The following is a 15,095-nucleotide window of genomic DNA, read 5'->3' on the forward strand; positions in this document are numbered from 1 at the left end:
CCATGATAGGGGCCGTTCCTCTGCGTAGTGACCTCCTGATCGGGATGTGATATAGTACGGTGGTAGTTTGGAGTCAGGAACGTCTGGCCGTATAGCTATCGATAAGGAGTATGCTATGAGTCATCCACCAACAAGGTCACGTATCAAGGGAATTATTCTTGTGCTTGCAGCGGCAGGCTTGTGGGGAATATCGGGTACCGTCGTCCAGTATTTGTTTGAAAGACACAGCGTGAATACCGCATGGCTGGTCGACGTGCGTCTCTTGCTGGCGGGCGCGCTGCTGCTCGGGTTCGCTTTCTTCAAAGAAAAGCGCCGCGTCTGGGGGGTCTGGAGCAGCAAGCGGGATGCGGTAAGCCTTCTATTGTTCAGTATCTTCGGCATGGTAGCCGTCCAATACACGTTTTTCAGCGCGATCGAGCACTCTAACGCCGCTACGGCCACGGTGCTCCAATGTCTGTCTCCTGTACTTATTTCATGTTATTTGGCTATACGCGGCAAACGATGGCCTACGATCAAGGAGCTGGTGGCGGTCTGTTTATCCTTCGCAGGCACTTATCTGCTCGTCACGCATGGCCAAACCAACAGCTTGTCCATTTCCTGGCCTGCGTTTCTTTGGGGGATCGGATCGGCGGTCGCACTCGTCATCTATACGCTGCAGCCTCAGCGGCTGCTGGCGCGATGGGGCTCGACGGTGGTCGTGGGCTGGGGTATGCTGCTGGGAGGGATCGCGATCAGCTTTGTCCACCCCCCTTGGAGCTTTCAGGGAGAGTGGTCGCTGCCCTTGGTCGGGTCAGTCCTGTTTGTTGTTCTTTTCGGTACGCTGATCTCTTTTTGCTGCTACCTGGAAAGCCTGACTTATATATCGGCCTCCGAAACCAGCGTCCTGGCTACGTTTGAGCCGCTGACCGCGGCCTTCCTTTCCGTAGCCTGGCTTCAGCTTGCATTTGGCTGGGAGGAATGGCTCGGTACGGTATGTATTCTCAGTACCATCTTCATGCTCGCCTTTGTCCCGAAGAAGAAGCGGCCGCTTGGCCGCGAAACGGGCTCCGTACAAGCTTGACGACGATTAAGGCAAAGACAGGCTAGTCCTATTCAGAGATCTGCCTAACCTAAGAAGCGGCGGCCGATGCGCAAGCATCCGGACCGCCGCTTTCTTATCTAATCTAGGCCAGCATCGCGGCCATATCCTCCTGCGCGTTGCCGGTCAGCTTCAAGCCGAAGTTTTGCACCAGCACGTCGAGCACGCCTTGGGAGATGAACTCCGGCGGCTTGGGCCCGATCCGGATATCCTGAATGCCCAGACTGAACAATCCGAGCAGGATAGCGACCGCCTTTTGCTCAAACCAGGACAGCACGATGCTTACCGGGAGCTCGTTTACCGTGCATCCGAACGCATCGGCCAGCGCCAGCGCTATTTTGACCGTTGAGCCCGAATTATTGCACTGTCCGAGATCGATGTACCGGGGAATGCCCGTATCGGCGACTGTTCCGTACTCGACATCATTGAAGCGGAATTTTCCGCAGGAGGTTGTCAGAATGACCGTGTCATTCGGCAAGGAGGTCGCCAGCTCGCGATAATACTCGCCATCCTTGCCGGGCGCATCACAGCCCGCGATAACGAAAAAGCGCTTGATCTTTCCGTCCTTGACCGCTTGAATGATTTCGGGGGCGAGCCCGATTACCGTCTCGTGATGGTAGCCTGTGGTCAACGTCTGCTCGGAGTCCAGATGCGCGTCCGGCAAAGACAGTGCTTTCTCGATGAGCGGGGAGAAGTCGTCGTCCGTTATCTTCGTTACCCCCTCCAGACCGGCGACCTCGTAGGAGAAGAAACGGTCCGCATAGGTTCCCTTGATCGGCATCACACAGTTCGTGGTCGCCAGAATAGCCCCCGGGAATTGCTCGAACAATCTGCGCTGATCATACCACGCTTTCCCGATATTTCCCTTCAAGTGGGCATATTTCTTGAGCTGCGGATAGCCATGCGCCGGGAGCATCTCAGAGTGGGTGTAGATGTTAATGCCCGTGCCCTCGCTCTGCTTCAGCAGTTCCTCCAGCGCATACAGGTTATGTCCGGTGATCACGATGGCCTTGCCTTCCACTTTGTTCTGGGACACCTTGACCGGCTGAGGGATGCCGAAGCGGGTCGTATGGGCGCGGTCGAGCACATCCATAATCTTGACGGCGGCCGACCCGACCTGCATCGCCATCTCGATATGCTCCTGTACGTTAAAGTTAGAGTTGGTCAGCGTCATATACAAGGCTTCATGGGTGATGCGATCCACGTCAGGATCGGTGTAGCCAAGCTGCCTGGCATGCGTCGCATAAGCGGCGATTCCTTTGAGAGCGAAGATCATCGTGTCCTGCAAACTGGCTATCGTCTCGTCCTTCCCGCATACGCCGATGACCTTGCATCCGCCCTTGGGTGTTTGTTCGCATTGATAACAAAACATGAGATCGCCTCCAATTGATCGTTTACCCTTTTTACTTTACCAACTTTCCAAGATTAAAAGTGTGATCCACCTCACTCTGATGGGAAATTAATGAAGCTAACCCTATACCAGGAATTTCTTGGGCTTGCCGAGAAATTGAACGGGGAGGGGGAGAACATAGCCGTTTCCCCCCATTGTTATTGCCTCTTTGAACAATTAGCATGAAGTTCATCGGCGGGCCAGCTCTACCTGCTGGCGCGCAGGAGAACCATGACAAGGAGGAGCGTTTCGTGACTAATGAGGTACCCATATATCGGGAAGAAAGCGTTTCCCCAGCATGCCCGCAGACCGGACCCGGGACAGGAAGGCCGGGCATACCGGAGGATTGGAAGCATCTAGAGATGCTAGGGAGGCATGTAGAGCCTCCTCACGCGCTGTCCATTCCCTACGCAGACATTCGAACGGCGCAGGAGGATGAGCGGGGGGCTTCGCCTTACTTTGTATTGCTCAATGGCCGCTGGTCCTTCAGCTATGCGGCGATCCCCGCTGAGACGCCTGAGGGCTTCGAACAGCCAGACTATGCAGTCAAGGACTGGCCTACCATCCCCGTACCATCCAACTGGCAGCTTCACGGCTACGGCATACCGCAGTATTCCAGCTGCCCGTACCCGTTTCCTGTAGACCCGCCGCATATCCCGCAGGCCAATCCGACCGGCTGCTACAGGCGTACTTTCCATCTACAGGAGGGCTGGCAGGGGCGCCGGACAAGGCTTGTCTTCGAGGGCGTCGATGCGGCTTTTCATGTATGGGTGAATGGCGAGCTGGCCGGTTACGGGCAAGGAAGCCATTATCCCCATGAGTTCGATGTGACGCGATTCCTTCGGGAAGGAGATAATCATATAGCGGTCCGCGTCTATCAGTGGTGCGCCGGCAGTTATCTGGAGGATCAGGATAAATGGAGAATGAGCGGCATCTTCCGGGATGTGTATCTGGTCTCCCTGCCGAACACGCATCTGGCCGACGCTGCGGTCCGAACCCGTCTCGACGGCCATGGCGGAGGCGAGCTGGATATCGAGCTCAAGCTGGCTTGCAGAGGGATTCCAGTCCAGACCGGAGAGGACTTCCCTGCCGTGAAGCTGCTGCTGATGGATGAATCGGGAGCCGTGCGCTATGACGGACTGATTCTCCGGGAATCCTTCCAGAAGGAGGAGGGTGGAGTAATGAAAGCAAGGACGACCCTCCGGATCTCCGACGTGCGGGGCTGGTCGGCCGAAGAGCCCGTCTTGTATACGCTGCTGCTTCTAAACACAGGCCCGGAGGGTCAAGTGACGGAGGTGAGGCGGGTGGCGGTCGGCTTCCGCGAGCTTGAGATTTGCGAAGGACGGCTTCTGGTGAACGGAGCTCCCGTGATCCTCAAGGGCGTGAACCGCAACGAGTTCGATCCCGAGCTTGGATTCGTCGTCACGCGCGAGTCGATGCTCCAGGATATTAGGCTGATGAAGCAGCACAATATCAACGCCGTTCGCACGTCGCATTATCCGAATGACAAGCGGTGGCTGGATCTATGCGACCGGTACGGCTTGTACGTGATCGACGAAGCGGATCTCGAGACGCACGGCTTTGTGTTGGCCGGCGGCGACGAGAGCCGGCTGTCGAACGATCCGGCGTGGCGAGCGCCGTACCTTGACCGGATCGCCCGGCTCGTGGAACGGGACAAGAACCACCCGTCCGTTATCGTCTGGTCGCTGGGCAATGAATCCGGCTACGGCTGCAACCATGAGGCGATGGCCGACTGGGTTCGCGCTGCCGACCCGACGCGTCCGGTCCACTATGAAAGGGCATATGAAGCGGAGTCTGTCGATATCGTCAGCTCGATGTACCCATCGGTCGATATGCTGATCGAGGAAGGAAAGAAGGAGGACCCACGCCCTTACCTGATGGTCGAATTCGGGCATGCGATGGGCAATTCGCTCGGCAATCAGAAGGAATATTGGGAGACGGTGTACGCCTATCCCCGGCTGCTGGGCGGTCTGATCTGGGAATGGGCGGATCAGGGACTGCGGAGGACCGACAGAGACGGACGCGCAGACTATGCGTACGGAGGAGATTATGGCGACGAGCCGCACAGCGGTCACTTCTGCATCGACGGGCTTCTGTTCCCGGACAGAACGATCAAGCCGGCGCTGCTGGAGTACAAGAAGGCGATTGAGCCGGTCAAGGTGCAAGCCGTCGATCTGTCAAAAGGCCTTATCGCGGTCGCTAACCGCTATGATATGCGAAGCCTGGACCATCTGCAGGCGGAGTGGACGCTATACAGGGATCATGTAGCGATCGCGCAAGGAGAGCTGTCCGTGCCGGACGTGCCGCCGGGCGGGGAGTGCGAGGTGCAACTCCCCCTTGGACAGCACACGGCCCAGCCAGGGTGCGAGTATTGGGTGCATGTCCGATTTGTCCTCAAGCAAGCGGCTTTGTGGGCGCCCAAAGGGCATGAGGTGGCGTGGGCCGATCTGCCGCTGCCTTCATTGCCCGCGCAGCCGGGTTTCAGGCTGTCCATAGACGGGCTGCCGCCGCTGCGGACCGAACGCGCGGGGCAGCGGCTTCGGGTAAGCGGAGACGATTTCGCGCTGACGCTGCGGCCGGACACGGGCGAGCTGACCGACTGGAGCAGCAGGGGCGTGCGGCTGCTTGAGGAGGGGCCGAGCCTGAAGCTCTGGCGAGCGCCAGTCGATAATGATGTGCATCTGGCCAAGGAATGGCGGAAGTTCAAGTACGATAAGCTGAAGGCAAGCTTTAAAGAGCTGACTTACCGGATGGTCGAGGAACAGACGATCCAATGGGTCGTGAGCGAAACGATCGGTGCTAAGGGAGAGGCCGTCGCTTTTACGTCGGAGACGACCTATACGCTTTATGGAAATGGAGAGCTCGCCATAGAGGCCAAGCTGACTCCGGCCAGGGAAGGCTTGCCTCCGCTGCCCCGGTTCGGGATACAGCTCGTACTCCCGGAACGCTTCGACCGGCTGACCTGGTTCGGCCGGGGGCCGCACGAATGCTACCCCGACCGCAAGGAGAGCGGGAAGCTGGGCGTATATGCCGGGACAATCGAGGAGCAACTCGTTCCGTACATCAAGCCCCAGGAAACGGGCAATAAAGCGGATGTGCGCTGGGCCGCGGTAACAAGCCGTGCCGGCGACGGACTGCTGGCTATCGGGATGCCGTTATTTGAGATAAGCGCTCATCCCTTTGGCACGGACCGGCTGACGGCGGCGAAAAAACAGTCCGATCTGGTAGGTGAAGACCGGACATATGTCTATATCGACAGCCGTCAAAGCGGAATAGGGAATCACAGCTGCGGATACGCGCCGACGCTGCCGGCTTATCTGGTTCAGCCCGGGGAACAGACGCTGCGTGTTGTATTGAAGCCTGCGGCGCTGGAAGCCCGCACGGCGATGTCGGATGCCAAGGGACTGGCCGCAGCTGTACATCAGGGCTGGCCGTCGGCTCAGGCACTAAAGGCGGCAAGGCAGCCAGAACATGACAGCGGACATGCGAATAGCCGGGAGGGGGAACAAGCCCATGCATGACATGCGTGAACTGAAGCAGCAATTCGCCCAGGCCGATCCGAGGTTCGGTCCGGTTCCTTTCTGGTGGTGGAGCGCCGAACCTGTGACCGAGGAACGGATACGGTGGCAGATGCAGAAATTCCGTCAGGGTGGGCTTAGAAACATCGGCATTATCAACCTGGCTCCGACCGGACCGCAATACGGCTCGATCGGGGATCAGCCAGCCTACGGAAGCGAGGCGTGGTGGGAGCTGTTCGGCTTTACGGTCCGAGAGGCGGAGAAGCTCGGGATGTTTGTTTGGTTTTACGATCAGATCGGCTTCTCCGGCGCCAACCTTATTGCCCGGATCGTGGCAGAACAACCGGCGTATGCCGGGTATCACCTGCGCCGGTTCGCCGGAAACCAAGAGCTGCCGAAGGATGCCGAGAGGCTCTATGAGGACGGGGAAGCCATCTATGCCGCGGTAAGGCAAGGCTTTAATTGGCTCGATCCGGCGGCAGCCGGAGAGCTGCTCCGCAGGGTGCACGGCGAGATGGAGCGCCGCTTCGGCCCTCAGTTGGGGCGGGTCATTGCCGGAAGCTTCCAGGATGAGCTGCCGCCGCTTCCTCTGTGGACTCCTGCCCTGGACGGGAAATACCGGGAGCGGTTCGGCGAGGCGCTCGCTCCGCTGCTGCCGGCCTTGTTCGACCCGCTGCCGGGAGCGGAGACGGTTCGCCGGCGGGTGTACCGGCTAGCGGCCGAGCTGGCTGAGGAGTCCTGGTTTATCCCGCTTGGGGATTGGCATCGAAGACATGGGATGCTGATCGGCTGCGATCAAGCGGGACCTGCCAGGCGGGGGGATCCGAACGGAGCGCAGCGGCTGTACCTGGATTATTTCCGGACCCATCGCTGGTACAATGCGCCCGGGACCGATATGGACGGCGAGATCAAGCCGCATGCCTCGATGGTACATCTCCATGGCGAGAGCGGCTCGCGCGTCTGGCTGGAAGGCTTTCATTCCAGCGGCTGGGGCGGGACGTTAGAGGAGACTATGCATTGGCTTATCCCTTGGCTGCAGGCCGGGGCGACGCTGTACAGCCCGCATTCGATCTACTACAGCACCCGGGGAGGCTGGTGGGAGTGGGCTCCGCCGGATACGGGCTGGAGACAGCCTTATTTCGAACATTATCCGATCTTCGCGGATACGGTCAGCCGGGTTTGTGCGCTTCTAAGCGAAGGGGTGCATGTATGCGAGGTAGCCGTACATTATCCCGCTTACGCGGTATGCGGTCACTTTTCATTGAACGACGGCGGCGAGTTGGAGCATCCGATGGCGGTAGCGAACCGCGATCCGAACGAGTCGGTCACCCGCTTGCAGCGCGTTTACCGCGAGGTCGCGGGCAGCTGGAACCGGCGGGATCATGCCCGTCCGGGGGCGCTGCGGAAGGCTCGCATCGACTTTGATATCGCCGACGATGCGGCGCTGGCGAAGTCGGTTCCCGACGGCGGACGGCTGCAAATTGCCGATGAAGCCTTCTCTGCGCTGTTGCTGTGCGGGACGACCTTGATGGATGCGGAGGCGCGAAGGCGCGTCGAGGACTGGATCGGACAAGGGGGACTGGTTGTCGGAGTCGAGATCCCGGCAGACGAGCGGAATTGGCCCGGAATCGTGTATGCGGCAAGCACCGAGGAGGCGGTGGCGCTTATCGCGCCGCAGCTGCCGCACAGCGTGAAGGGGGCAGGGGCGACGCTGCAGCGAAGAACGCCGGAAGCGGATATTTTCCTCCTGCTGCCCCGGGATGGCGAGGGCGGGCTGCTTGCTATGCATGAGCCCGCAAGGCCGGAGCTGGCGGCACCGGCGCAGACGCTTTACCGGCTCAAAACCGTCCGCGAGCCCGAGCTCTGGGACCCGGTCAGCGGAACCACACAACCGCTGCCCTACCGCCGGGACGGCGAGTGGATCGAGATCACGGCGCCGTTCGATACTTGGCCGGCAGCGCTTGTCGTCTGCTCGGACCACGGGCCTGCGCTGCCCGCTGGAGGGAAGGCGGGCTCTGCGGCCAAACTGACAGCCGATGACCTGGGCGTTTCGGGAACAGATGTCTACGGAGCCGCTGGCGGCCTCCCTTTATCAGGCGACAACGACAAAGGCCAAAGACCGGTCGCGCAGCATCATTTTCTTGACAACAGCGCGGCTGGCCCTGGAACGGCGCTGCCGGTGAACGACTGGCGGATCAAGGCGATACCGACGCTGGATAACCGGTACGGCGATTTCGATCTGCACGACCAGACCGGCGATTCCGGCGGCTTGATGCCGATCGAACGGCGCAGCCTGCGTGTGCGGACCGAAGGGGACGAGGAGCCGGCGGACAAATGGCATACGGCGGAATATGACGACGGAGACTGGCAGGAGCGTCTATGGAGCGAGGCCGCTTACTTTCACCTCTGCCGAGGCGACCGATTCGACGACAGTCAGGCGCAGCCTGCGGTATTCAGCCTCGCCTTCGGCGATCTATCCGTTCGGCCATGGGCGGGAAGGATGGGACGGGTGCCCCGGCGGTTTCTGAATTTTGGCCGGGTCGGCCGGGGAGAGTCGGCCTGGGCGAAAACCTATTGTGTCGCTCCCGAGGCCGGGGACTACTGGATTCGACTGGAAAGCAACGCCGAGATAACCGGCGAAGTAGGTGGCCGGCCCATAGACTGGAGCGGCGGACCGGAGGAACAGACGGCACGCATCCGTCTTGCCAAAGGCCCCAACGAGCTGCTGCTGCAAGCGCGGCCTGCCGGTAAAGGACCGCTGCGCGCGGCCGTTGAAGTCAACGCGCTGCCGCGTCCTCCCTTGCCCAAATGGCTGTTCGTTCGCGAGCCTCTGCCGAATGCCCGGCTGAGCCGCACGCTTGTCACGGGTCCAGAACAGCCCGTGCGGCGGGTGCGGCTCGTCTTCGCCGCCCGCGGGAGAGCGGCGCTGGTGGTGAACGGCGTAAAGCTTACGGAGCACGGGGATTACAATCCTTATATCCGCCAGGGACAGGAGGAGGTTGACGTTACCTCTTGCTGGAGAATCGGGGAGAACGAAGTGACGATCGTACTGCCAGAGGGCAAGGGCGAGGTGTTCATAGACGGCCTCGTCGAACTGACGGGAGGCGAGACGATCTCCTTCTGCACAGGCTCGGATTGGACGGATGAAGCGGGAGGCGAGCCGGGCATCTTACATTCGTCCGTGCTGCAGTATGCCGAGACGGAGTCGCTGTGGCTCTCGCCCCGCCCCCATCCACTGCCGGAGGTGGGCTGGCTGATGCCTGAGCACGAGGCTCAGCACGCGCCGCTGCCGTTCGTCGCCGATCCGGCCAAGCTCGGCCGGCCCGTATGGCTCCGCTTCCCCGTGCCGGTAGGAGCGTTCAAGCTGCGGCTCGCCTGCGAAGGCGAGGCGAGGATTTGGGTGAATGGCGCGGAGGCGAGCATGCGAGGCGGTGTCGCCGAGTTTCCCGTGCAGCGGGCGGGGGCAATAGCGGCCATTCGGATCGAGCCGACGGCTTGGAGAACGGAAGCCGCCGTGCTGCGCGCGCCGATTCGCTTTGAGACAACGGCAGCTCCAGGCGATCTGGGCGATTGGAGGACGGCGCTTGAGCTGCCTCATCACAGCGGCATCGTCGAATACCGCACTAAGATCAGCCTGCGGAAGGATCTGACTCGCGCCGTGCTCGATCTTGGGCATGTGCGGGGTACGGCCGAAGCGTGGCTGGATGGAGAGCCGCTGGGCGTCAGACTTTGGAAGCCGTACCGATACGAGCTGCCCGGGCAGGTAACGGAAGGCGAGCACGAGCTGACCGTCCGCGTGGCCAATACGCTGGGGGCCCACTATGAGGTCGGACGGCCGACGAGCCTGGTGGGCGGCAGCCCGGACATGACGTATTGGAGCACGGAGCGGCCGCAGGAGCAGGCTTGGCAGCCCTGGTTTGCGTCCGGGGGCTTATATGGGCCCGTTACGCTTCAAGAGGCTTCATGCCTGACTGACATGAAAGTAAAGCTTGGAGCCGCTGTCCCGGAAGCCTGATCGGGTAAGCAGTTAACAGGGGTAGAGGGTGTCCCAAAAGCCTGAAGATAGCCGAGGGTCCCCGCTCTTTTCCTAGTATGTTCAGAAAAAAGAAACCGTTCTTTTGTAATAGGGAAGTACGATCAACCATTACAAAAGGAGACGGTTTCTTTGTACATTCAATGTGGCATGGATCAACTTTGCATACCAATGGATTTAGAAGCAGACATTCCCACTAATCATCAGCAATTTTTGCCACGCTTAGTCCGTCTGCATAGTGAAGAAGCATACGAGCCCGCTCAACGCGTCGGTATTCTTCCGTTCTAGCCTGGCTGCTCTTTAGTAGCATTTCTCGTTTCACATCGATCAGTTGTAATTTGTCTTTTTTCTATTGAAACGGCATGGTATCTCTCTACGGACATGTTCTATCAGTTATATGTGCATCTTATACGATTTATCGTACAAAATAACTCATTTTCACCTTAGGTGGAGATATTTGTACGATTTTTCGTACAAAATAACTCATTTTAACCTTAGCCGGGGATATATGTACGATTTTTCGTATAAAACCGTTAGCAGTTGGGATTGAAGTGGATCCGAATGTATGGGACATATCGGACTGTTCGAGCGACAATTTTTGGTTTTCCGGGCATTTTTCGTTCCTAGTTACATGATAAAGCACCGACTGTGAGGGCTGTCCGCTGAAGCGCAGTGTACGAAAGCCCGAGGTGAATCGTGAGATCAAGGTCAGCATGAAGTATATACGGCTAACAAAACAATCAAGTCAAAAACTTCGCTGCGAAGAAGGCTATGCTCAGTCGTGAGGCGTATGATTCGAGCCGGAGCCCGTGTTTGGCGATCTGAAGAACCACCGAGGATTTAAAAGGTTACTGCTTCGAGGCTTACCAAAAGCAGGTCTGGAGGTCGGCCGGCATTCCCTTTCCCACAATCTGCTCAAGAAAGTCGCAGTGGATGCCAAAAACCAAGGAGCTAAGCGAGAACAGGTCGCATAGCTCCTTGGTTTTTATTGAATGTCATCATATATTGTTGCTTTGGGTGTTCTAATGGTCACTCTTGGGACATCCTCTTCTTTTTATGCGTGACCGAGCTTAACATCGAGCCTCTCGTTTTCGAACCGGTAGGAGCCCGAGCCCAGGCGGAGGACGGCGTGACCGGATTCAAGCCGAAGGCAGGACACCTGGTCGCTCTCTGTCACCGCTAGGCCGCTTTCCGTCAGTTGCTCCAAGGAATCGGCCGGAATATGAAGCTCGGCGCTGCAGTTCACCGGAATGTCGACGGCAAGCGTTAGTGTACCCTTCTGACTGCGCTTCCAGGCGATCCTCACCGTCCCGCAGGGAAGCTGGTGACTGGCTTCGGCGCTGTCCATTCCCTCAAGGAAGCAGGGCCGAAGCTTCAGCTCGTAAGTATCTGTAGCGGGCTTGAAGCGGTAGCTGATGCCCGCGATGCCTGTATAGAACCATTCCTCGATATGGCCCAGCATAAAATGATTCTGGGACTTTCCTACTGTCGGACCGTCCCAAGCCTCCGTCAAAGCGGTCGCGCCATGCTGGAGCTGGTAGCCGTAGCTCGGATGCTCGGTTTGCCGGGCCATTTCATAGATCAGATCGGAGAGACCATGCCGGGCAAGCGCCAGCAAGACGTAGCGGTGCCCGACATCGCCGGCCGTCGTATGCGTCCCGTGCCGCCGGATATCCGCTACGAGCCGGGATAGAACGGCCTCCCTGTGCTGCTCCTCGACAAGTCCCAGCACAAGCGGCATGGCATTGGACGTCTGGCTGCCCGTCGCATACTGGATCGCCTCGGGATCGAAGAACTCGGCATTGAACGCTTCCTTGATCCCTTCGCGAAGCTGGCCGTATCGCACGACATCCTCGCTGTGCCCCAGCAGCTCCGAGATGCGCAGGAACACATCGACCATCTGGTAATACATGGCGGTTTCCGTATGGGCGATGGGGGTATTCTGCACGAAGCCGGGCCCTTGCTCGCCGACGTCGTACCAGTCACCCAGTCCGAAATCGACCAGATAGCCCTTGGAGCTATCCGTTACGTACTCGATGTAGGCGCGCATGCCCGCATAATGCTCCTCCAGCATACGGCGGTTGCCGTACCACTGAAGCAAGTTCCAGCCGGTCAGCACGTAGGCGGCTCCCCAGGAGACCGAATCGCGGAAGCACCGCCATTCCTCGGAGAAAACGACATATTCAGGCGCTGTCGTCGGCAGCATGCCGCTTGGGAGCTGGGCATCGCGGATGTCCTCCATCGTTTTGACGAGCAGGCGCTCGATGTCGTAATTAAAGGCAACGGAAGGTCCCATCAAATGAACTTGCTCCAGCCACCCCAGCTTCTCGCGGTGCGGACAATCGGTAAAAATGCTTTTCATATTGCTGAGTATCGCGTAATTAATCAGACTGTGCGTTCGGTTGAGCAGCTCATCCGAGCAGGCGAAGGAACCTTTCGTCTCCGTATCCGGATATATCATCTGCCCCTTTAGTTCATGGAGGATCGGGCCCCCAGTGTCGGAGCCCGCTGTCTCCACGGGTGTGGCGCCCTCGATCTGCACATAGCGGAAGCCGTAATAGCTGAACCGGGGAGACCAGATTTCCACGCCTTCGCCCTTTAGCGTGTAGTGGAACCGGTAAGGCGACCCGGTCCATTTCTGATTGGCCGTACCATCCGCCTTGAGCAGCTCGGCCGGGGACAAAGTAATCACAGCGCCAGCAGGACCGCTCACTGCAACCTCGACCCAGCCGGAGAAATTTTGCCCCAGATCCGCCACATAGACGCCGGGAAACGGCTCTGTATAGCGAAGAGGACGGAACGTTCGCATTGTCTTCAAGGGAGCCAGCATCTGCGCTTTCATCGCTCCGGCCGGAGGCTTGGGCTCGGCGGCTTGGCCCCAGCTGTCCATCTCCATGTAATTGGCGCAATCCCAGCCCGGCTGCTCCAGTCTGGCATCATAATCCTCGCCTCCATAGATGCAGGAGAAGGTAAGGGGGCCAGGCGAGGTTCGCCAGCTTCTGCTGCTGGAAATCGTGACCCGCGACCCGTCCGCAAGGACCGCTTCCAGTTGAACCCGGCACACCGGTATTCCGAAGGAGCCATTGAACTTCCGATAGCGTCCGCCGGGGATATGGTAGAATCCATTGCCCAGCATGATTCCGATCGCATTGGGACCGGCCTGCAGCGCTTCGGTCACATCATACACCGAGTAGAGGCAGGTGCGGTTATACTGGGTCCACCCGGGCTCGAGCACCCGGTTGCCGATCTTGCACCCGTTCAGGCGCAGCTCGTAATGGCCAAGTCCGGATACGTAGACGCGTGCGGAGCGAACTTGCTGCTCCAGCTGAAATTCCTCGCGGAAAAGAGGGAGATGCGCCGGAGCGTCCTCCGGCGTGAGCGCTGCGCCGATCCAGCGGGCTTGCCAATCCGCCTCCTCCAGCAGGCCCATTTCGAACCAGGCGGTGTCGCTGACAATACGAACGCCGGCCTGATCCCAAATTTCGACCCTCCAATAATAGCGGGTTCGGGACTCCAGGGGGCTACCCTCATACCGCACATGGGCATGGCTGCCGCTTGTTCGTCTCCCGCTGTCCCACAGTTCGCCGATCCCTAGCGCCGCATCCTCCGGTCTGGAGGCTACGATAAGGCGATAGGCGGTTTGCCGCTCGCAGCGCTCGGCGCCGGGGGCTGCGAAGGACCAGCGGAAAGCCGGGCGCGCGACATCGATGCCCAGCGGCTCCTTCATCGCCTCCACATAAAGCTGCCCGATCCTCATCCGCTTATCCCTCCTTGTACGGCTGCGGGCTTTGCTTTCCGGTCGAGGGGACGCGAAGTCGCTACGCTGATCGTACGGAACTCCCGGCCATAGTTGACGGTCGGATCGCCTTCGCGGGTTAGACGGCAGGCGCAGTAAAAATGATACAAAACACCGTTATGCGTAACGACAGAGGGCTTATGCGCGAAGACGGCATCCAGACTGTCCCCATCGCCGACCCGGATGATCGGCTCGGGATACTTTTCCCAGTTCAGCAAATCGGCAGAAAGCGCGATGCCTTCCTGCGCCTTCTTGTAGTCGTAGCCGAAATAGTACATGATCCAGCCGTTATCGTCTCGGAGGACACAGGGGTCGCTGACGAAGCCGCTATCCCATCCGTCCGGGGTCACCTTCAGCACAGGGTTATGCTCGTACCGGCTCCAGGTGATCAGATCGTCCGAGAAAGCAACGCCGGTCTGCTCTAGCCAGCGGCCTTTGTTTTTATTCTTGGCGTTGTAGAACAAATAGAACCGCTCTTCATGCCGGATCAGGCACTCCTTGTACAATCCGCCTTGCTCCCAATCTGCGCCTGCCTCGGGGGTGAGGATCGGCTCGGGACAACGATGCCAGTCGAGCAGCCGTTCGTCCTCCGTCCAGGCGATGCCTATTTTGGCGGAGCCGACCTCATAGCCGAATTCCGGATAGGCATGATAGACCAGCCAATATTTCCCCTGCCATTTCTGCAGAACAGGCGGAGCATCGATCCGGTTTTCCTTCAGCATCCAGGTGCCGGCTACGTTTTTGGCATCCCAGCCGTTTCCTTCATCCCGCCTTAGGATGACGTCCAGGTGCTTCCATTCGAGCAAGTCTTCGCTGGTCGCAAGAGCTGTCTGGTAGCCGATCCCGTCGAAGCCGACGTACATCATGTAGAACAGGTCGTTATGCCGAAAAACGAACGGACAATCGACGGCACGCTCGTCAAAGCTTCCGGCAATTCCCGATCCGACCAATACCGGCTCTCCAAGCTTATATGGGGTCAAATAAGGTTCAATTCGCATAGGGACCTCCTGGGGTTGTTCGTTTTTCCGGCACCGATGGCGCGGTTTCTACCAGATTACTATCGCCCCCATGCCCCCTGTGGGGGGGATTGACTCTGATCTATAGGGCAATCACATCTTCAAGCTTCACACCTGATTGACTTGGCCCGGAACGCGGCGTTAGGATGGGGGCAAACGTATGATGCGGGGAGGTCAGCCGCAGCTTCAGGCAGTGACCGACCCGGCTGAAGACCGCGCAAGGCGCGGCCAGACATTCGGCCA

6 protein-coding genes and 1 pseudogene are annotated in these 15,095 nt (G+C 59.1%); 4 read left to right on the plus strand and 3 right to left on the minus strand.

The annotated features are described in order from the left end of the window. Window positions 1-115 precede the first annotated feature (115 nt). The gene (locus tag GSF01_RS13570) at window positions 116-1,060 is read left to right on the plus strand and encodes a DMT family transporter (protein WP_159884843.1); all 945 of its coding nucleotides are present in this window, start codon (window positions 116-118) and stop codon (window positions 1,058-1,060) included. 103 nt (window positions 1,061-1,163) lie between these two features. Here the strand turns inward: GSF01_RS13570 and hcp are convergent, their stop codons facing one another. Continuing rightward, window positions 1,164-2,450 (minus strand): hydroxylamine reductase, encoded by a 1,287-nt coding sequence (gene hcp / locus GSF01_RS13575; protein WP_159884845.1) that lies wholly within the window; start codon window positions 2,448-2,450, stop codon window positions 1,164-1,166. Between the two features lie 269 nt (window positions 2,451-2,719). Here hcp and GSF01_RS13580 point away from each other — a divergent pair, with 269 nt between their 5' ends. The 3 genes and pseudogenes from GSF01_RS13580 to GSF01_RS30590 all read left to right on the plus strand — a co-directional run. Further along, window positions 2,720-6,010 (plus strand): glycoside hydrolase family 2 TIM barrel-domain containing protein, encoded by a 3,291-nt coding sequence (locus GSF01_RS13580; RefSeq protein ID WP_235941465.1) that lies wholly within the window; start codon window positions 2,720-2,722, stop codon window positions 6,008-6,010. Next, the gene (locus tag GSF01_RS13585) at window positions 6,003-10,022 is read left to right on the plus strand and encodes a hypothetical protein (RefSeq protein ID WP_235941467.1); all 4,020 of its coding nucleotides are present in this window, start codon (window positions 6,003-6,005) and stop codon (window positions 10,020-10,022) included. Before GSF01_RS13580 ends, GSF01_RS13585 begins: the two co-directional genes overlap by 8 nt. A 656-nt stretch (window positions 10,023-10,678) precedes the next feature. Further along, window positions 10,679-11,014: pseudogene (locus tag GSF01_RS30590) on the plus strand (transposase); the annotation flags it as partial. A gap of 80 nt (window positions 11,015-11,094) precedes the next feature. Here GSF01_RS30590 and GSF01_RS13590 read toward each other — a convergent pair. Both GSF01_RS13590 and GSF01_RS13595 read right to left on the minus strand, forming a co-directional pair. Continuing rightward, a complete protein-coding gene (locus GSF01_RS13590) occupies window positions 11,095-13,797 on the minus strand; it encodes an alpha-L-rhamnosidase (RefSeq protein WP_159884849.1) in 2,703 nt (900 codons plus the stop codon). Continuing rightward, the gene (locus GSF01_RS13595) at window positions 13,794-14,834 is read right to left on the minus strand and encodes a glycoside hydrolase family protein (RefSeq protein ID WP_159884855.1); all 1,041 of its coding nucleotides are present in this window, start codon (window positions 14,832-14,834) and stop codon (window positions 13,794-13,796) included. The genes GSF01_RS13590 and GSF01_RS13595 overlap by 4 nt, the downstream gene beginning before the upstream one ends. Between the last annotated feature and the right edge of the window lie 261 nt (window positions 14,835-15,095).

This window comes from Paenibacillus puerhi, from assembly GCF_009846885.1.
Lineage (GTDB): Bacteria > Bacillota > Bacilli > Paenibacillales > NBRC-103111 > Paenibacillus_G > Paenibacillus_G puerhi.

Excerpts from the sequence above, each read along its gene's own strand:
- GSF01_RS13570 (WP_159884843.1), top strand. The coding sequence starts at position 116 with ATGAGTCATCCACCAACAAGGTCACGTATCAAGGGAATTATTCTTGTG.
- hcp (WP_159884845.1), bottom strand. The coding sequence starts at position 2,450 with ATGTTTTGTTATCAATGCGAACAAACACCCAAGGGCGGATGCAAGGTC.
- GSF01_RS13585 (WP_235941467.1), top strand. The coding sequence starts at position 6,003 with ATGCATGACATGCGTGAACTGAAGCAGCAATTCGCCCAGGCCGATCCG.
- GSF01_RS13590 (WP_159884849.1), bottom strand. The coding sequence starts at position 13,797 with ATGAGGATCGGGCAGCTTTATGTGGAGGCGATGAAGGAGCCGCTGGGC.
- GSF01_RS13595 (WP_159884855.1), bottom strand. The coding sequence starts at position 14,834 with ATGCGAATTGAACCTTATTTGACCCCATATAAGCTTGGAGAGCCGGTA.